This is a genomic window from Geobacillus uzenensis, assembly GCF_002217665.1.
GTDB lineage: Bacteria > Bacillota > Bacilli > Bacillales > Anoxybacillaceae > Geobacillus > Geobacillus subterraneus.
Map to the genome: position 1 here is coordinate 666,817 of NZ_NEWL01000002.1, position 18,043 is coordinate 684,859.

The window sequence follows — 18,043 nt, forward strand, 5'->3', positions numbered from 1 at the left end:
ATTGTGACAATTTTGTTAAAATACAAGGCGAGGAAAAGGGCAGTATCTTTGTCGAAAAGAACTGCACCGAGCCGACAATACGAAAGAATAAAGATGATCTGCCTTGATCCTTGCAGAAGGACTGGGACAGAGGGGTGAACGAAACCGACGGCGGTTCATGGCGTCCTTCTTTCTCAAGGCGGGAAAGAGGGACGTTTTGTTTCGGTCGCGTCATCTCCTCTGCAATGAAAGAGGAGGGAACAAAAGTGAAGACGAAAGCCGATTTTTTTCGCATGAAGCAGGCGGATGAGCCGATCGTGATGGTGACCGCTTACGACTTTCCGTCGGCGAAGCTGGCCGAACAGGCCGGGGTGGATATGATTTTAGTCGGCGATTCGCTCGGCATGGTCGTGCTCGGCTACGACTCGACGATCCCGGTGACGGTCGATGACATGATCCATCATACGAAGGCGGTCCGCCGCGGTGCGCCGAATACGTTTATCGTTACGGACATGCCGTTTATGTCGTACCATGCGTCCAAAGAAGAGGCGCTGCAAAACGCCCGGCGCATCATGCAGCAGTCGGGGGCGAACGCCGTCAAAGTCGAGGGGGCGGATGACGTCGTTAAGGTGATCGCCGCACTGACGAAAGCCGGGGTGCCGGTCGTCGCCCACCTCGGGCTGACGCCGCAGTCCGTCGGCGTGCTTGGCGGCTATAAAGTGCAAGGCAAAGATGCGGAAAGCGCCAAAAAGCTGCTTGATGATGCAAAACAGTGCGAGCAGGCAGGAGCGATGGCGCTCGTCTTGGAGTGCGTGCCGAAGCAGCTCGGGGCGGCTGTGGCTCAAGCGCTCACCATTCCCGTCATCGGCATCGGCGCGGGGGCGGAAGTCGACGGCCAAGTGCTCGTCTATCACGACTTGCTTGGCTACGGCGTCAGCCGCGTGCCGAAGTTTGTCAAACAATACGCCGCCGTTCAAGAGACGATCGTCGAGGCGCTGGCGAACTATGTCGCTGATGTCAGGCTGCGCCAGTTTCCGGAGCCGGCGTACACGTTTACGATGAAGGAAGAGGAATGGGTGGCCTTATACGGAGGAAACCAATCATGATCATCGTCGATCGGATTAGTGAAATGCAGGCGCTGATGCGCCAATGCCGCCGTGAAGGAAAAACGATCGGGTTCGTCCCGACGATGGGCTATTTGCACGAAGGGCATGCCGCTCTCATCGATCGGGCGCGCGAAGAGAACGACATGGTCGTCGTCAGCATTTTTGTCAATCCGCTTCAGTTTGGACCGAACGAAGATTTTGCCCGTTATCCGCGCGATTTCGCCCGCGACCGGCACATCGCCGAACAGCGCGGAGTCGACGTGCTGTTTCATCCGGAAGCAGGCGAGATGTACCCGGGGCCGCTCACGGTGCAAGCGGTCGTCAAAGCGCGCACCGATGTATTGTGCGGACGGTCGCGGCCCGGCCATTTCGACGGCGTAGCGACGGTGCTCATTAAGCTGTTTCACATCGTTATGCCTGACCGCGCCTATTTCGGCATGAAAGATGCTCAGCAAGTGGCTGTTGTTGACGGCTTGATTCGCGATTTCAATTTTCCGATTGAGCTCGTGCCGGTGCCGACGGTCCGTGAGGCCGACGGGCTGGCGAAAAGCTCGCGCAACGTCTATTTATCGTCGCAAGAACGGAAGGAGGCGCCGGCGCTCTATCAAGCGCTGCAGGCGGCAGCGGCGGCCGTTGAGGAAGGGGAGCGGAGCGGTGATGCTCTTCGCCGTCTCGTCAAAGAGCATATTGAAGCGCATACGCATGCCGAGATCGATTATGTCGAAGTGTGCTCGTACCCGGATTTGACGCCGCTTGAAACGCTTCACGGAACGGTGCTCGTCGCGGTTGCCGTCCGGTTTACGAGCGCCCGCTTGATCGACAATGTCATCCTTAGGCTGCCCGAGGCGCCAAGACAAGAGGAGTAAGGGGGGATCGCCCATGTTTCGTACACTCATGAACGCGAAAATTCACCGCGCCCGCGTAACGGAAGCGAACTTAGATTATGTCGGCAGCATTACGATCGACGAAGATATTTTAGATACGGTCGGCATGGTGGCTAATGAAAAAGTGCAAGTCGTCAACAATAATAACGGGGCCCGCTTTGAAACGTACATCATCCCGGGCGAGCGCGGCAGCGGCGTCTTTTGCCTAAACGGCGCCGCCGCCCGCCTCGTGCAAAAGGGGGACATCATTATCGTCATTTCGTATGCGCTCGTTCCGGAAGAAAAAATCGCCGCACACCGGCCGAAAATCGCCATTATGGACGAAAACAACCGCATCGCGCAGCTCATCGCCGAAGAGCCGGCGCATACGATTTTATAACGGGGCAAAAAGGGGCTTTCCGCCCCTTTTCGTTTTGAGGTGATCGTTTATGGCAATGCGCTTTGTCATTATCGACTTAGAGACAACCGGAAACGGACCGAAAAAAGGCGACCGGATCATCCAGCTCGGCATGGCGGTCGTTGAAGACGGCTCGATCGTCGAGCGATTTGCCAGCTTCTTTAACCCGGAACAACCGATTCCGCTGTTCATCCAACAGCTGACGAACATCGACGAAGAGACGGTGGAAGGAGCGCCGCTGTTTGCCGACAAGGCGGCGGAGATCGCAGCGATGATGGATGGCGCGTATTTTGTCGCCCATAACGTCGATTTTGATTTGCCGTTTTTGCAAGCCGAACTCGAACGGGCCGGACGGCCGCCGTTTGCCGGTCCGACGATCGATACGGTCGAGCTTGCCCGCATCGTGCTGCCGACAGCGGAAAGCTATAAGCTCGGCGACTTGGCGAAACAGCTTGGCCTCCGCCATGACCGTCCGCATCAAGCGGACAGCGATGCGGAAGTGACGGCCAAGTTGTTCATCGCTTTGCTTAGGCGACTTAGCCGCCTTCCGCTTGTGACGCTCGAACAGCTGCGGCGCCTTGCCCGCCATTTGAAAAGCGATATTTACTCGCTTCTTGATGTCGTCATCGCTAAAAAACAGAAAGAAGCGCCAACGGACAATACGGTCGCCCTCTACCGCGGCATCGCGCTAAAAAAACCGGGCGGCGGAAAACCGGAGCAGGATAATGGCGAGGAGCGCCCCGCTTCGGTTTCGTTTGCCGCTTTTTACGAGCAAGCGCCGCCCCTTCCGCTTCCCGGCTACAAGCGGCGTGAAGGGCAATGGGAAATGATGCAGCTCATCTATGAGGCGTTATCCACGTCCCAGCATGCGCTCATTGAGGCGGGAACCGGGCTTGGAAAGTCGCTCGCCTATTTCATCCCGGCCGCCTTTTTTGCCTGCGAGCGGCAAGAACGGGTCGTCATCAGCACACATACGCTCCAGCTGCAAGAGCAGCTCATCCGCCGCGATTGGCCGGTGCTGCGGCAAGTTGTGCCGGCCCCGCTCCGCGTCGCCGTCTTGAAAGGGAAGCAAAACTACCTTTCCCTTGACAAGTTCGCTTCGTTTTTGCCTGAGCCGAACGACACGTACGATGCGGCGCTTTTGAAATGCCAGCTGCTTGTCTGGCTGCTTGAGACAGACAGCGGCGATTTGGATGAGTTGAACGTATCGTCCGGCGCCCGTCTCTCGCTGTCAGCGCTCGCCATCGGCGAGGAGGAGGACGGCGGGCGGCATCATTTTTTCGCGCAGGCGAAACGGCGGGCCGAACAGGCCGATCTCGTCATTACGAACCATGCGTTTTTGCTTCATGACTTGACTGCTTCAACGCCGCTTTTGCCGCCGTTTCGTTATCTCGTCATTGATGAGGCGCATCGGCTTGAGGAGATCGCTGCCCGTTATTTTGGTGAGCGGATCGACTATGTGTCCTTTCGGCTGTCAACCGCTAAAATGGCGCAAACGATCACGAAATGGCTGGAAGCGGAGCAAGGCGAAACGAGAGACGTTCTCGCCCGCTGCCAGCGGCGCCTTGAAGGGCTGCAATTTGAAGGGGACGAGCTGTTTCGCTTGCTGCGCCGCTATGCGCTACGGAAAAAGCCGGCGCGGGCCGGGCGTTGTCGCTGCCGTTTTTCGCCGGCGGACGAGCACGGGCGGACGTGGCAGGCGGCCGTTGAGCTATGTTGGCGTCTGCGTGATCTGACGGCGGCGCTGCTTGGGGAGGCAAAACCGCTTCTGGCATCCGCTGCAACCGACGATGGAACACCGTCCGCCTCGCTCGCAGCCGACCTTGTGGCGCTAAACCGGCAAATGGATGTCCTCGTTCGGCTGCTGACTGAAGCAGAGCCGGGGACCGTCCGCTGGATCGAAGCCGATGAAAAAGGAGCGGCGAACGCGGTCCGGCTTTATTCGCAGCCCGTCGATCTTGCTGATTTTTTCGCTGAGCGGCTGTTTATGAAAAAACGGAGCGTGATTTTGACGTCAGCGACGCTCGCCGTTCGCGGCCGGTTCGCTTATATGGCGGCGCGCCTCGGCCTGGACGATTTTTACCCGCTCTGCCGCTCGTTTCCGGCGCCATTTCGCTATGAGGAGCAAGCCGCGCTCTTTGTGCCGACGGATCTGCCGCTCGTTTCCGCCGTGCCGCTTGAGGCGTACGCTGAAGCGGCGGCCGCGGCCGTGCTCTCGATCGCCCGGCGCGTCGGCCGGCGGACGCTTGTGTTGTTCCCATCGTATGAGCTGTTGAAAATGACGGCTGAGGCGCTGAAAACGGAAGAAGCGGATGAGCCGTTCGTGTTGATTGCCCAAGGGATACAAAGCGGCAGCCCGGCAAAGCTTTTGCGGACATTTTTGCAGTTTGATCACGCCGTGCTGTTTGGGACGAGCGGCTTTTGGGAAGGGATTGATTTGCCGGACTCAGCGCTCGATGCCCTCATTATCGCCCGCTTGCCGTTTGCGCCTCCGGACGATCCGGTGATGGAGGCGAAAAGTGAGCGGATTCGCGCCGCCGGCGGCGATCCGTTTTACGAGTTGTCACTTCCCGAGGCGGTGCTCCGCTTTAAGCAAGGATTTGGCCGCCTCATCCGCACCGAGCGCGACAAAGGAGCCGTATTTGTGCTCGATCGCCGGCTGACCGCCGCTTCGTACGGGACCGATTTTCTCGCTTCACTGCCGCCGCTTTCGGTATATGAGGGGGCGCTTTCCGAGCTGCTTGATAAAGCAAGCGACTGGCTTTTATGAGACAAGCTAGGTGAACGGCGGGCTAGTTTTCGGAAGGCGAAAAGGCGGCGCTCGATGACGGGAGTTTCGCTTTGATCACACAAGCAAGGCGGATGGCTAAGCCACCGGCTTCGTTTTTAGAAACGGGCAGGGGGGATGACTGCACAAGGGGAAGTTCGCTTTCACCAAGCAGCGGTTTTGTCCTCATAAAGTGAAATGAAACGGTGCAATCTAAAGATGGCGGTCGGCAAAAAACGCCCCGCGCGCGGCGGGGCGGGAAAGAGGCAAATTTGCGTTGGTGGTGTAGGCGGGCAAATTTGTTATGAAATGGTCGGATAAACCTGCTATAATAGGGAAGAAGCACAACTGCGATGGCAGCTTGCGGCCTCGCTGTTTGGCTTCGCCGGCTCGGCCGCAGAGGCGTGAAGAAGCGCAACTGTGATCATCATCTTACTGTATTTGTATTGTTGCCGGAGCCGCCGGCGTGTATAAGTAACAAAATTTGCGCCGCACAGGAGGAAACAACGAAAATGGAAAGCAAAATTGAAGTGCTCGCCACCGTCAAAATCCAGCACTCGGACGATTTGTACAAAATCGTTGACTGCTTGAACCGAACGCTGAAGCGCGACAATTTGATGTTTGGCCTTGCTTTGGATGAAAACGACAAACGCCAAGCGGTCTTTACGATTTATCGGACGTGATCGCCATGAAAAAGTGGGGATGGTTCGCTCTCATTGTTTTTAGTTTTCTCACTTGGCAGGCATGGTCGATTTACGGTGAGGCGATGGCGCCAAAACGATCCATGGTGGAAAAAGCGCTCGCGCGAGCGAAGGAAGCAGCCGGACTCGTCGACGTGAAGAAAGTCTATACATATTATGGGGAGGAAGCATGCACCGTATTCATCGGCCGGACGAAGCAGGGGGAAACGGACACCGTTGTTTGGGTGCCGGAAAAAGAGGGGGATATCGTCGTCAAGAGAGCGGACAGCGGCATTAGCGAGGCGGAAGCGCGCGCCATTTTACAGCGCGACCGACATCCGCGGCAAGTGATTGACGCGACGCTTGGCATGGAAAAAGGCGTGCCTCTTTGGGAGTTGACATATATTGATGCAGAAGGAAGGTATTCGTTTTATTACCTCCATTTTGCGGATGGCGCGTTTCTGAAGAGGTATAGTTTTCAACGTTGAGCATACGAGGGGGAAGAAACGATGAAATTGGCAAAACGGGTGGCGTCGCTGACCCCATCGGCGACATTGGCCATTACGGCAAAAGCAAAAGAACTGAAAGCGGCCGGACATGACGTGATTGGCCTCGGAGCCGGTGAACCGGATTTCAATACGCCGCAGCACATTCTGGAGGCCGCCATCAAGGCGATGAACGAAGGGCATACGAAATATACGCCATCGGGCGGGTTGCCGACGTTAAAGGCGGAAATTATCAAAAAATTCGCTCGCGACCAAGGTTTGGATTATGAGCCGGCTGAAGTGATTGTGTGTGTCGGGGCGAAGCACGCCCTTTACACGCTGTTTCAAGTGTTGCTTGATGAAGGCGACGAAGTGATCATTCCGACGCCGTATTGGGTGAGCTACCCGGAACAAGTGAAGCTGGCGGGCGGCGTTCCGGTTTATGTCGAAGGGCTTGAACAAAACGATTTTAAAATTACGCCGGAGCAGCTGAAACAGGCGATCACGCCGCGGACGAAGGCGGTCATCATCAACTCGCCGAGCAACCCGACCGGCATGATTTACACGGCCGAAGAGTTGAAGGCGCTTGGTGAGGTGTGCCTGACGCATGGCGTACTGATCGTTTCCGACGAAATTTATGAAAAATTGATTTACGGCGGGGCGAAACATGTGTCAATCGCCGAGTTGTCGCCGGAGCTGAAGGCGCAGACGGTCATCATCAACGGCGTGTCGAAGTCGCATTCGATGACGGGCTGGCGCATCGGCTATGCGGCGGGGCCGAAAGACGTCATTAAGGCGATGACTGATTTGGCGAGCCATAGCACGTCCAACCCGACGTCGATCGCCCAATATGCGGCCATTGCCGCTTACAGCGGGCCGCAGGAGCCGGTGGAACAAATGCGCCAGGCGTTTGAACAGCGGCTGAACATCATTTACGATAAGCTCGTGCAAGTTCCGGGGTTCACGTGCGTCAAGCCGCAAGGGGCGTTTTACTTGTTCCCGAACGCGCGCAAAGCGGCCGCGATGGCCGGCTGCCGCACGGTCGACGAGTTTGTCGCCGCCTTGCTCGAAGAGGCGAAAGTCGCCCTTGTGCCCGGCTCTGGATTTGGGGCGCCGGATAACGTTCGCTTGTCATATGCGACATCGCTCGATGCACTCGAAACTGCGGTCGAACGCATCCGCCGGTTTATGGAAGCGCGCGCTTAACAGGCGGCGGCTTTGCCTCAAGCAAAGCCGCTTTTTCCGCGCCCGCTGTATTTCGCGAGGCACAGCTAGGTGTGCGGGTTTCACCGGCGGCCGCTGCGCACCGTTTTCTATCGTTGTGCCGAGCCGGTTAAGAGGGGCATGGCCGTTGCCGCTGTTTCGGCAGAACGGTATAATAGCGAATGATGGACGTGTCGATTATTGGAGGGAATGGGTACGTGAAAACGACGATTGCTGAAGTGAACCAATATGTAGATCAAGAAGTGACGATCGGCGCTTGGTTGGCGAACAAGCGCTCGAGCGGAAAAATCGCCTTTTTACAGCTGCGTGATGGGACGGGCTTTATTCAAGGTGTAGTTGAAAAAGCGAACGTCTCAGAAGAGGTGTTTCAACGTGCGAAAACGCTGACGCAAGAAACATCGCTTTATGTGACCGGCACGGTGCGCGTCGATGAGCGTTCGCCGTTCGGTTATGAGCTGTCGGTGACGAATTTAGAGGTGATCGATGAAGCGGTCGATTATCCGATTACGCCAAAAGAGCACGGTGTTGAATTTTTAATGGATCATCGCCACCTTTGGCTCCGTTCGCGGCGCCAGCATGCGATCATGAAAATCCGCAACGAGCTGATTCGGGCGACGTATGAGTTTTTTAACGACCGCGGCTTCGTCAAAGTCGATGCACCGATTTTGACCGGCAGCGCCCCGGAAGGAACGACCGAGCTGTTCCATACGAAATACTTTGATGAGGATGCGTATTTATCGCAAAGCGGCCAGCTATATATGGAAGCAGCAGCCATGGCGCTCGGCAAAGTGTTTTCGTTCGGCCCGACGTTCCGCGCCGAAAAGTCGAAAACGCGCCGCCATTTGATCGAATTTTGGATGGTCGAGCCCGAAATGGCGTTTTATCAATTTGAAGACAATTTGCGGCTGCAAGAAGAGTATGTCTCCTATCTCGTCCAGTCGGTGCTTAGCCGCTGCCGGCTCGAGCTTGGCCGTCTTGACCGCGATGCCGCCAAACTCGAGCTTGTTAAGCCGCCGTTTCCGCGCCTGATGTATGACGAGGCGATCAAGCTGCTGCATGACAAAGGGTTTACCGACATCGAATGGGGCGATGACTTCGGCGCGCCGCATGAGACGGCCATTGCTGAAAGCTTCGACAAGCCGGTGTTTATCACTCACTACCCGACATCGTTAAAGCCGTTTTACATGCAGCCGGATCCGAACCGCCCGGATGTCGTATTGTGCGCCGATTTAATCGCGCCGGAAGGATACGGGGAAATTATCGGCGGCTCCGAGCGCATTCACGATTATGAGCTGCTAAAGCAGCGCCTTGAGGAGCATCATTTGCCGCTTGAAGCATATAAATGGTATTTAGATTTGCGCAAATACGGTTCCGTGCCTCACTCCGGGTTCGGGCTCGGCCTCGAGCGCACCGTCGCTTGGATTTGCGGCGTTGAGCATGTGCGCGAAACGATCCCGTTCCCGCGGTTGCTCAACCGTCTCTATCCGTAAAAACCCCCCTGCAAAAAGGGGGTTTTTTCGCCAGTGTCATGTTATACTATAGTTGAGGTGCATCGGCATGGAAAAGAAAAAGGTGGCCGAATGGCTGGCGCAAGGAAGCGTTGTCGTCCCGAAACTGTTGCTGAACCATTACAAGCGGCTCGGTTTGAGTGAAGGGGAGCTCGTCTTGCTTTTGCACATGCAATCGTTTTTTGAAGAAGGCGTCGTCTTCCCGACACCGGCCGAGCTGGCTGAGAAAATGACCGTTCCGGCAGCGGAATGCATGGAGATGGTGCGCCGGCTGCTGCAAAAAGGAATGGTCGGCATCGAGGAGCATACGGACGAACGCGGCGTTCGCGGCGAAAAATATACGCTGGAGCCGCTTTGGGAGCAATTGGTGCACCATTTGTATGCACAGGCCGCCAAGGACGGGCAGATCGGCCAGCAGGAAGAAGAGGAAAGCTTGTATACGATATTTGAGCAGGAATTTGGCCGTCCGCTTTCCCCATTTGAGTGCGAAACGCTCTCGATGTGGATCGACCAAGACGGCCATGAGCCGGCCATCATTAAGGCGGCGCTGCGCGAGGCGGTGCTGTCAGGGAAATTGAATTTCCGCTACATCGACCGCATTTTGTTCGAGTGGAAAAAAAACGGCATCCGGACGATCGAACAGGCGCACGATTACGGCAAAAAATTCCGCAAGCCGAAACCGCCCGCGCGCCCGGAGAAACAGGCGACAGGGGAATTTCAGCAGACGATTCCGTTTTTTAACTGGCTTGACTCATAGACGAGAGGCGCTGTCTCTCGTTTTTGTTTGGCCAACGATCAGTTGACCAAGCGTTGTGAAAGGAGGAGGAGGCCGGTGTTGACGAAGCAGCAAATCCGCTACTGTTTGGATGAGATGGCCAACATGTTTCCGAATGCCCATTGTGAGCTCGTGCACCGCAACCCGTTTGAACTGTTGATCGCGGTCGTCCTATCGGCGCAATGCACCGATGCGCTCGTCAATAAAGTGACGAAGCGGCTGTTTGAAAAATACCGAACGCCTTACGACTACATCGCCGTGCCGCTGGAAGAGCTGGAGCAGGACATCCGTTCGATCGGCCTGTACCGGAACAAAGCGAAAAACATTCAAAAGCTGTGCGCGATGTTAATTGAGGAGTATGACGGCGAAGTGCCGCGCGACCGCGACGAATTGATGAAGCTGCCCGGCGTCGGGCGGAAGACGGCGAACGTCGTTGTGTCTGTGGCGTTTGGCGTGCCGGCCATTGCCGTTGACACGCACGTCGAGCGCGTCAGCAAACGGCTTGGTTTTTGCCGCTGGAACGACTCCGTTCTCGAAGTCGAACAAACGCTGATGAAAAAAATTCCGAAAGAGGAATGGTCGATCACCCACCATCGGATGATTTTTTTCGGCCGCTACCATTGCAAGGCGCAGTCTCCGCAATGTCCGTCATGTCCTCTTCTTCATTTATGCCGTGAAGGAAAAAAACGGATGCGAAAACGGGAGGAAAAAGCGGCAAATCAGAAGTGAACGGAACCGCGAAAGGGCTTGGTGAAGAAGGGCCAGCAGCATGCCGGTCGGTCATGAAAAAACGGATGGCGCAAAAGCCATCCGTTTTTTAGGAATGCAGCTGTTATGGACGGGTGCCAAGACCCGCTCCGGATCCGTTTTTTTACGGCGGGGAGACAGGCGGCGTTCCGCTGTTTGCACCTGTTCCGCCGTTCGTTCCGTTCGTTTGGCCGCTGTTGTTCGTTCCTTGGTTGTTTGTTCCATCCGTTTGGCCATTGTTTTGGTTGGCCCCGCCGCTGTTGCCATTTTCTTGTCCGCCGCTTGCGCCGCCGTTTTGTTCATTGTTGTTTCCCTGACCGTTTTCGTTTCCGTTATTCCCGCTGTTGCCTTGATCGGTGCCGCCGTTTTGCCCGCCGCTGCCTTGGCTGTCATCCCCCGGTTGTTGTGGCGCGGGAGTTTGATCTTCTCCGCCGGGGACATGAACGCTGGCTATGGCCGGTTTGCTCATTCGTTCGCCGTCTTTTGCGTACACGGCGATTGTGTACGTCCATCCTGGCGTCGGATTGGAAATCGTGATCGAACGGTCTTTTGTGGTGATCGTATTCGTTTGACCTTGGCCATCTTTGACGCGCACCTCGAAGATCGTCTCATCGGTTTGCTCATCGTATGACCACGAAACCGCGATGGCGTTCGCCGCTTGGTCGTACACAGCGGTCAACCCTTTCACCGCCGGCAGTTCTTCCGGCGCGTCGTTCGCCGTCTCCGTCGGCTCAGTGCCGCGCACGAACAATTCATACGTAATTTCGCTTTCCGGCGTGTATTTGCCGGCAAGTTTCGGCGGATTTGTGCCTTTTTTAATCGGCAGTCTGACGACGCTCTCCGGCTGCTTGAAGCTTCCGCTGCCGTCATCGATATGGGACATTAAGTTTTTCAACAAGTATTTCGGGATTTTTTGTTCCTCTATACTAAGCTTTGCCGTGCTGCTTCGCTTGCTGAAGCCGACCCAAATGGCCGCCGTATAGTTTGGCGTATAGCCGACAATCCAGCTGTCCGGCACATCGTCTCTTTGGAGGCCAAATTTGGCGCCGTCTTCGCCGTAGTTTGTCGTTCCTGTTTTGCCCGCGAGCTCAAGCCCTGGGACATTAGCCAACACGCCGGTTCCGGAGCGGATGACCGTTTTCAGCACATCGGTGATCATATAAGCGGTATAGTCGTGCATCACCCGTTTCGGCTTTGGCTGCAAATCCATTTCCGTGCCGTCTGGGAAGACGATTTTCGTCACGGCATACGGCTTTGTGTAAATCCCGTTGTTGCCAAAGGCGGTGTAGGCCCCGGCCATTTGCAACGGTGACACATAGTTGGATACTCCCCCGATCGCATATGGCTCATATACTTCACTAAAGCCCATCCCAAGACGATTGGCAAACTCCATCGCCCGTTCTTTGCCGACGGCTTGGAACGTTTTTAACGCCGGGATGTTGCGTGATTTTGCCAGTGCCGTCCGCAAGGTGATCGGCCCCATATATCCCCCGCCGGCGTTGCGGATCGGCGTGCCGTCCGAATACGTATACGGCTCGTCAACAAGAATGTGCGCTGTTGACCATTTTAAATATTCGATCGCTGGACCGTAATCCAAAATCGGTTTAATCGCCGAGCCGGGCTGGCCGACCGGCTGAATGGCATAGTTGAAGCCGAACTCGACGTCATCGCGGTTGCGCCCGCCGCCTAAGGCGCGAATGGCGCCTGTTTTCGTATCGACGAGGGCGATGGCCGACTGCAAGTCTTTTTTATTAGTAAAGTATTGCTTCGAGTTTAATAAGTTTTCGACGTACGACTGTGCCTCTTGATCAAGCGTTGTGTAAATTTTCAATCCGTCTTCAAAGACGTTGACGTTCGCTTTGTCGGTCACTTCTTTGATCACTTCGTCAATAAAGGCGTCATACGGCACGGAGCTTTGCGGTTTTTTCCGTTCAGCAAGCATCGATTTGATCGGCACTTGTTTCGCCTTCTCCGCCTCTTCTTGGCTGATGAAGCCGTGTTTCGCCATGAGCGATAAAACGGTATCGCGCCGTTTTTTCGCCGCCTCCGGTTGATCGTACGGATTGTATCGGTTCGGGCTTTGCGGCATGCCGGCTAAGAGCGCCGCTTCCGGGAGCGTCAACTCTTTTAAATTCGTCTTGCCGAAGTAATATTCCGCTGCCCGAGCGACGCCGTAAATGCCGTCCGAATAATAAATTTTGTTCAAGTACATTTCTAAAATTTCATGCTTGGAATATTTTTGCTCAAGCTGCAGGGCGAGCCACGCTTCTTGCGCTTTCCGTTCTAGCGTTTTTTTCGATGACAGGAACGTCATTTTCACCACCTGCTGGGTGATCGTGCTGCCGCCTTCCGCCCCGAATCCTTCTTGAATATTGGCGACGACAGCGCCAGCCAAGCGGACGATATCGATGCCGTGATGTTCGTAAAAGCGGGCGTCTTCTGTTGCCAACACCGCGTTTTCGAGCACTTTCGGCACGTCTTTATATGAAATGTACGTTCGCTTGTAACCGCCAAGTTCGGCGACTTTTTTCCTGTTCATATCGTATACGGTTGAAGAGAGCGGGTCTTTAATCTTTGCTTCATCGAGCGGGGGGGCGTCCTTGACGAAGTAGGCGAACGCCGCTACGCCGCCCGCTGCTCCGATGGCGATCATAAGCAATATGGCAATGGCGATCGTTTTCAACCACGATGCTCCTTTTTTCTTTTTCGCTTTCTTTTGTTTCGCCTGTTTCGCTGCCTGCTTTCGTTCCAAACGAGAACGATATTCACCAGACATAAGCAAATCCTGCCTTTCTTACAAGTTTTCACCTTGCACGGTGAAGTACACGTTTTCTACTACACTAATATAATCAATTCTCGGCTGGTAGCCAAGCGGGATGTAATGCCCGCACCGCTCGATCTCCCGTTTCGGAATCGACTTCCGCCCGCCGGCTTCTTGTTCGTTCCAGCAGGCGATTAAATGGGAGGCATCAAGCAAGTACGTTTCATTCAGCGCAGAAAAGCGCAAAATGGCAAAGCAAATGCCGCCATGGGCAATGACTTGTTCCATATGGCGGATTTGGTGGGCATGGAAATTTTTCAGCGGAAACGCCGTTTTGTTCCTTGTTTCCTTCGCTTCAAAGTCGATGTATTTGCCGCGGTAGACGCCGTTGTAGTCGGTCGTTGACGCCTGTCGGAAGTACGCCTCTTTAATGACAGCGGCGCTCCGTTTCGGGTAGTCGACGCGGACGATTTGCACCGGGGTCGGTTTTTTATGGATGACGGCGATGCCGTGCTCCCGGTAATATTCATTCGTCGCGTTTAAGTCTTCTTCGAGCGTCATGCCGCGGTTGGCGTAATCGGCCGCCATCGGCTGGCGCGCCGCGCTCGGCTTGTTTCCGCGATACTCTTTTCCGCCCGGGTATTTGAGTGCCATCGCGTTCATCTCCTTTGAATGGTTTTTATTATACCATACGCCCAAGCAATATGCGCCCTTTTTCTTTTCCAACGGGACGCCCGCTGCCATCGTTGTCGAATGGCGGCCGCTTCCCGCTTTCTTTGCCGAATCTGTTCTACTTTTGTCGCTGCGGCAGGGAGTTGTTCTTCCCGCCGCGAATGGAATATCATCATGCCAGAAATGGGGGAGAAGGAATGGGAAAACGGCTGGTCAAAAAAGAAGAAATTGAAAAGCAGCTTGAGGAAATTGTCGCGCTCATTGAGCAAGTGGATGCCAAAATGGAAAAAGTCATTGCTGATGTGATTGAAGAACGTTATGCGCAAAATAAAGAGCAGCTCGGGCAGCTCGAAGGGCGAATCGCCGGTGTAGAACAGCGGCTTGACGGGAGGAGAGGGGAAGCCGAGCTGCGGCTTTCATCGAAACTGTATTTGGCGTAAGCATGCCGCTATGATATGATGAAACATAGACAAACGGCGTCAAACCGCTCACGGGCATTTCAGACCTGCGCTTACACGAAACTAAGTTCATCGCTATACGCAAGGAGGCCGTCATGGAAGAAGAGCTGAAAGCGCTGACGGAACAGCTTCATGAGTACAATGAACGGCTGCCGGCGATCGCCCGGCGCGCCCGCGCGCGGAATCAAGAGCCCGACTTTTTTGCCGAAGTCAAACCGTTCGCGGAGGAAGTGCAGGCGGTCGCCGAACGGTGGAAAGCGGCCGCTTTCCGCTGGATTCGCCAAGCGCAGCCGAAATACGTTCACGAGCGGCAAATTGAAGCGGCGGTCGATCAGATGGCAAAATGGAGCGTGGAGGCATTTTATCCGTCCGTCCCAGAGCACCGCATCAAACAGTACAGCCAGGCCGTTGCGTACACGCTCGCCCTTGTCAAGAAGCGGCTTGGCGAAACAAGCTAGGGCGAAAAAGAGCGGTGTTTTGACCCGATAATCAAAAAGCTGTCTCCTTTGCTGAGGGAGACAGCTTTTTTGCCTTATGTGTCTTTTCCGGTTGTGATCGAAACAGGGCCGCTCTCAGCGGTGGCGACGGTGTTGATTTCATATTCGACCCGTTCGGTATGTTTCGGCGGTACCGGTTCTCCATGTTTCGGTTTTTCGTGGTCATGGCCTTTCAGCTTATGGTTAAAATGCACGCCTCGGCCCATTGCACAACACCCCCTTTATATTACGATGGGGCGTTTGGGCGGGAAATATGCAAAAAAAAGAAGGGAAAAGCTCCCTCGAGGCCTAAAGTCCGGCGTATTCTCCTGCTTCATCCGGCTGACAGGCGCCGGCCTTTTCCAATTCGCGCACTAAGTCGCGGTACTCGGCGAGCGAAATCTCCCCGCGCAAATAAAGGCGGCGGGCAAAATCGAGCAGTTCGTTCGCCTCAGCCGGTTCGCAATGTTTGACCGCCATGAACTTATGTTTCAATTCAGCAATGCTCATCGATGCTTTTCCCCCTTCCCCTTTTTTACATCGTACCATGAAAATACGGGGGAAAAGCGATTTCCGAAAATTAAAACTTCCGACAAGAGATGACATGTCCACGCGCACGCCGCTAGGTATTGGCACATATACTAGTGGCAGCCTACCCCCTTTGCCTACGAGGGGGAAATCGACGATCAAAAATGGGGGAGAACGAACATGTACCGCTATCCGCGCCCGGTTTCGCCGCCGCCCGTTCATGGGCCATACAGTCTAGGCGGTCATTGGCCTTATTACGACCATTGGCCTTCATACATTCCGTCCGCGACCGCTCACTGGTCCTACGCTTCGCCATTCCATGCCGCTATGCCTTCGCACCCGACGCCGTACCCGAAGCCGGGGCCGCTGCTGCCGCCGCCGCGCCCGTCTTTTCTTGCCCAGTTTAAAAACAACGACGGGACGTATGATATTAACAAAATGATGAGTACGATGGGGCAGATGATCAATACGGTCAACCAAGTGAACGGCATGTTAAAAGGGCTGCTCAGCACGTTTAAAAAATGAGAAAGCCGCTCCCCTGCGCGGTCGGGGGCGGCTTTCACGCCGTTAAATAAGCAGCTCGTACACTTCATTCAGCTGATAGACGCGCTCATAATCGCGCTCATCCATCGCGTAGCGGATTTCATGGGGCAAAATGCGATCCAAAAAGGCGCTCTCCTCTTGCGTCAAGTCGCGGACAAACTCCCCCTCGCCCCGGTACGGTTTGCTGATTAGCTTTTTGTAGATGCGTTTTGGTGTGTCATCGTGGCTATCCAAGTAGTTAGACAAAATTTCCCGCAAATAGGCGAGCGTTTGTTCCATCAAGGTTCGCCCCCTTCAAAAAAAGAAGCAAACGTCCGACTGACGTTCGTTTTGCCTTCCGCATACGGATTCTCTTCCGTGACGCGATCCGGATCAAGGTTCGTTTTAATCACCAGCATCGGCTCATCGGACGGCTCATTGATCAACCGGTCGTTCAGCTGTTTAAAATCGGGCAGTTTCGCCATTCGTTTTACACCTCCTACCAAGTAGCGTAGCTTACTAACGGCGAAAGTATGTATGCCTCGTTTATGCGGCCGAAAAACGAGCAAGCTAATGGCAAACGGCAAGGGGGTGACAGACGGTGACGAACCGAAACGACAATCGGAAACGGAAAAATAAATACCCAAACAATCGCGAAGAAATTGCCAAAGAATGGGACATCCAAAAAGATCCGACACCGGAGAACAACAACCGGTACGGAAGTCCGTCGCATAAACAATAGAAGCCGAATACAAAAAAGCCGCTCCCGATATTGGGGACGGCTTTTTTAGGGCCCGACTAGAAGGTTGGTGAAAAACAGCGATCGCCCGTAGTTGACGTCAGATGACGTGAAACGAGAAGCTGATACCACAGAGTTTCTCAATTTGAGAAACAAGGTGGTGAAGCCACCTGTTCCTTTCATCACCAGCCTTCTAGGCCGACAGCGCGTTTTTGCAGCGCCTCGAAGTGAGGAGGCTGCATAAGGCGTTTTGCCGGCCCGGCTGTCTGCAGGATCTATAGTTGGACCGTTCCTTCGCTCATTTTCCCAGCCCAACGCGTTGGTTGCACAGCCTTCAAGTTTTCACTCAATGTCAATGTATTTTCGCTTTTGCGGCAGCCGGATGATGAGCGTGCCGTTTTGGAACGACGCTTTCACCTCATGTTCGGCAACCGGATACGGAAACGGAATCATCCTTGTGACACGCCGCCGCGCCTGCCGCCGCTCGTATACATGGCCGTTGTCGTCGGCCGATTCAATCGTTTCCTGATGATCGATGACGAGCTGCAGTCCATCTTCGTGCCATTGGAGGCTCATTTGCTCCCGCTTGATTTCGGGCAGCCGGACGATGATTTGGTAATCGCGTTTCGTTTCTTTCACCTCGATCGGGATGTACGCTTCGGCAAATGTTTGCGCGAAGTAGTCATCAAGCGTTTCAAGCAATTTTTGCAGCGGCCGTTCATCAAACCATTGGTTCACCATTTTCCGCAAATGGTGGAACGGGTGATCCCCTCCCCCGCCGGCCGGCGGTTGAAACGGTTCATTCATCGCGCTCCCCTCTCTTTCCTTTTTTTGAAGTGGCCGACTCGCCGCGTCCGGGCGGTCCTGTTCGGCCGTACCGCTCCGACAGTTGGCAGCCATTGATCGGCAATGCGATTCACTTTCAATGTATGTACGGAAAACAAAAAAGTCACTCCGCGTTTTTTAGCGTTTTTTCATGTGGATTTCATTTGCAGCGGATATAATGACTCCACTGCCGATGAGGGAGGGAGCAGTGCCATGCATTGGATTCACTGGCTTTTGACATTGTTTTTCTCCGGAACTGCCGTGTCGCTTCTTTCCTATCAAGCGTTTGAAATCGTTCAAGCCATCGTTGATTGGTTTGTTGACCGCCACTCGTAGCCGGAATCTCCATCTGGACAGCGGTTGAAGCGTGCGCCCGGCCTAGTTTGGCAAAAGGCATGCGAAGGCGGGCGGCTGTTTGAGAACCCGCCCGAAGCGAGGCGGCCAAAACAGCCGCCTGTTTCATTTCGACAGCCGATTGCCGCCGACGACGGGCTGTTTTGTAGTAAAATG

Annotated in this window: 22 protein-coding genes; 15 read left to right on the forward strand and 7 right to left on the reverse strand. The window is 54.8% G+C overall.

The features are described from left to right. Positions 1–245: 245 nt before the first annotated feature. From panB to nth, 10 genes are all read left to right on the forward strand, one after another. Positions 246–1,085 carry a 3-methyl-2-oxobutanoate hydroxymethyltransferase gene (panB, locus tag B9L21_RS04980; RefSeq protein WP_063165488.1) on the forward strand — a complete coding sequence of 280 codons (840 nt, stop codon included), beginning with the start codon at positions 246–248 and terminating at the stop codon, positions 1,083–1,085. Beyond that, positions 1,082–1,951, forward strand: a complete 870-nt coding sequence (gene panC / locus B9L21_RS04985; protein ID WP_063165489.1) for a pantoate--beta-alanine ligase — start codon at positions 1,082–1,084, stop codon at positions 1,949–1,951. Before panB ends, panC begins: the two co-directional genes overlap by 4 nt. 13 nt (positions 1,952–1,964) lie before the next feature. After that, positions 1,965–2,348, forward strand: coding sequence for an aspartate 1-decarboxylase (gene panD / locus B9L21_RS04990; protein ID WP_063165490.1), 384 nt, complete (start codon positions 1,965–1,967; stop codon positions 2,346–2,348). 49 nt (positions 2,349–2,397) lie between these two features. Beyond that, positions 2,398–5,136 (forward strand): ATP-dependent DNA helicase DinG, encoded by a 2,739-nt coding sequence (gene dinG, locus B9L21_RS04995; RefSeq protein ID WP_063165491.1) that lies wholly within the window; start codon positions 2,398–2,400, stop codon positions 5,134–5,136. Positions 5,137–5,645: 509 nt separating this feature from the next. Further along, a complete protein-coding gene (locus tag B9L21_RS05000; RefSeq protein ID WP_008879583.1) occupies positions 5,646–5,816 on the forward strand; it encodes a YpmA family protein in 171 nt (56 codons plus the stop codon). Positions 5,817–5,821: 5 nt separating this feature from the next. After that, entirely contained in the window at positions 5,822–6,301 is a 480-nt protein-coding gene (locus B9L21_RS05005) for a DUF5590 domain-containing protein (RefSeq protein ID WP_063167319.1), read from the forward strand. A 21-nt stretch (positions 6,302–6,322) separates the two neighbouring features. Continuing rightward, positions 6,323–7,504 (forward strand): pyridoxal phosphate-dependent aminotransferase, encoded by a 1,182-nt coding sequence (locus B9L21_RS05010; RefSeq protein WP_063165492.1) that lies wholly within the window; start codon positions 6,323–6,325, stop codon positions 7,502–7,504. A 215-nt stretch (positions 7,505–7,719) separates the two neighbouring features. Further along, positions 7,720–9,012, forward strand: coding sequence for an asparagine--tRNA ligase (asnS, locus tag B9L21_RS05015; RefSeq protein ID WP_063165493.1), 1,293 nt, complete (start codon positions 7,720–7,722; stop codon positions 9,010–9,012). Positions 9,013–9,079: 67 nt separating this feature from the next. Next, on the forward strand, positions 9,080–9,787 hold the full coding sequence (locus B9L21_RS05020; RefSeq protein ID WP_063165494.1) for a DnaD domain-containing protein: 708 nt from the start codon (positions 9,080–9,082) through the stop codon (positions 9,785–9,787). 75 nt (positions 9,788–9,862) lie between these two features. After that, positions 9,863–10,534, forward strand: coding sequence for an endonuclease III (nth, locus tag B9L21_RS05025; RefSeq protein ID WP_063165495.1), 672 nt, complete (start codon positions 9,863–9,865; stop codon positions 10,532–10,534). Between the two features lie 142 nt (positions 10,535–10,676). Here nth and B9L21_RS05030 read toward each other — a convergent pair whose 3' ends face one another. Continuing rightward, entirely contained in the window at positions 10,677–13,328 is a 2,652-nt protein-coding gene (locus B9L21_RS05030) for a penicillin-binding protein 1A (RefSeq protein ID WP_063165496.1), read from the reverse strand. A gap of 18 nt (positions 13,329–13,346) precedes the next feature. Then, the gene (recU, locus tag B9L21_RS05035; RefSeq protein ID WP_063165497.1) at positions 13,347–13,967 is read right to left on the reverse strand and encodes a Holliday junction resolvase RecU; all 621 of its coding nucleotides are present in this window, start codon (positions 13,965–13,967) and stop codon (positions 13,347–13,349) included. A 215-nt stretch (positions 13,968–14,182) separates the two neighbouring features. Here recU and B9L21_RS05040 point away from each other — a divergent pair, with 215 nt between their 5' ends. Both B9L21_RS05040 and B9L21_RS05045 read left to right on the forward strand, forming a co-directional pair. After that, a complete protein-coding gene (locus tag B9L21_RS05040) occupies positions 14,183–14,425 on the forward strand; it encodes a hypothetical protein (protein WP_063165498.1) in 243 nt (80 codons plus the stop codon). 113 nt (positions 14,426–14,538) lie between these two features. Beyond that, positions 14,539–14,901: a YppE family protein gene (locus tag B9L21_RS05045; protein WP_063165499.1), complete on the forward strand. Its 363-nt coding sequence runs from the start codon at positions 14,539–14,541 to the stop codon at positions 14,899–14,901. A gap of 74 nt (positions 14,902–14,975) precedes the next feature. On the opposite strand, the gene B9L21_RS17555 is transcribed toward B9L21_RS05045, so the two are convergent. Both B9L21_RS17555 and B9L21_RS05050 read right to left on the reverse strand, forming a co-directional pair. Next, positions 14,976–15,146, reverse strand: coding sequence for a hypothetical protein (locus B9L21_RS17555; RefSeq protein WP_168157873.1), 171 nt, complete (start codon positions 15,144–15,146; stop codon positions 14,976–14,978). A gap of 82 nt (positions 15,147–15,228) precedes the next feature. Continuing rightward, on the reverse strand, positions 15,229–15,429 hold the full coding sequence (locus B9L21_RS05050) for a YppF family protein (protein WP_063165500.1): 201 nt from the start codon (positions 15,427–15,429) through the stop codon (positions 15,229–15,231). A gap of 198 nt (positions 15,430–15,627) precedes the next feature. Between B9L21_RS05050 and B9L21_RS05055 the strand changes: the two genes are divergently transcribed. Continuing rightward, a complete protein-coding gene (locus B9L21_RS05055) occupies positions 15,628–15,972 on the forward strand; it encodes a YppG family protein (protein ID WP_063165501.1) in 345 nt (114 codons plus the stop codon). Positions 15,973–16,014: 42 nt separating this feature from the next. On the opposite strand, the gene B9L21_RS05060 is transcribed toward B9L21_RS05055, so the two are convergent. Then, positions 16,015–16,269, reverse strand: a complete 255-nt coding sequence (locus B9L21_RS05060) for a sigma-G-dependent sporulation-specific acid-soluble spore protein CsgA (protein WP_063165502.1) — start codon at positions 16,267–16,269, stop codon at positions 16,015–16,017. Beyond that, the gene (locus B9L21_RS05065; RefSeq protein WP_063165503.1) at positions 16,269–16,454 is read right to left on the reverse strand and encodes a hypothetical protein; all 186 of its coding nucleotides are present in this window, start codon (positions 16,452–16,454) and stop codon (positions 16,269–16,271) included. The genes B9L21_RS05060 and B9L21_RS05065 overlap by 1 nt, the downstream gene beginning before the upstream one ends. A 116-nt stretch (positions 16,455–16,570) precedes the next feature. Here B9L21_RS05065 and B9L21_RS17560 point away from each other — a divergent pair, with 116 nt between their 5' ends. After that, a complete protein-coding gene (locus B9L21_RS17560) occupies positions 16,571–16,711 on the forward strand; it encodes a hypothetical protein (RefSeq protein WP_020960271.1) in 141 nt (46 codons plus the stop codon). Positions 16,712–17,050: 339 nt separating this feature from the next. Here the strand turns inward: B9L21_RS17560 and B9L21_RS05070 are convergent, their stop codons facing one another. Next, the gene (locus B9L21_RS05070) at positions 17,051–17,515 is read right to left on the reverse strand and encodes an Hsp20/alpha crystallin family protein (protein WP_063165504.1); all 465 of its coding nucleotides are present in this window, start codon (positions 17,513–17,515) and stop codon (positions 17,051–17,053) included. Positions 17,516–17,746: 231 nt separating this feature from the next. On the opposite strand from B9L21_RS05070, the gene B9L21_RS18035 reads away from it, so the two are divergent. Beyond that, a complete protein-coding gene (locus tag B9L21_RS18035; protein WP_255396844.1) occupies positions 17,747–17,869 on the forward strand; it encodes a hypothetical protein in 123 nt (40 codons plus the stop codon). Positions 17,870–18,043: the final 174 nt, after the last annotated feature.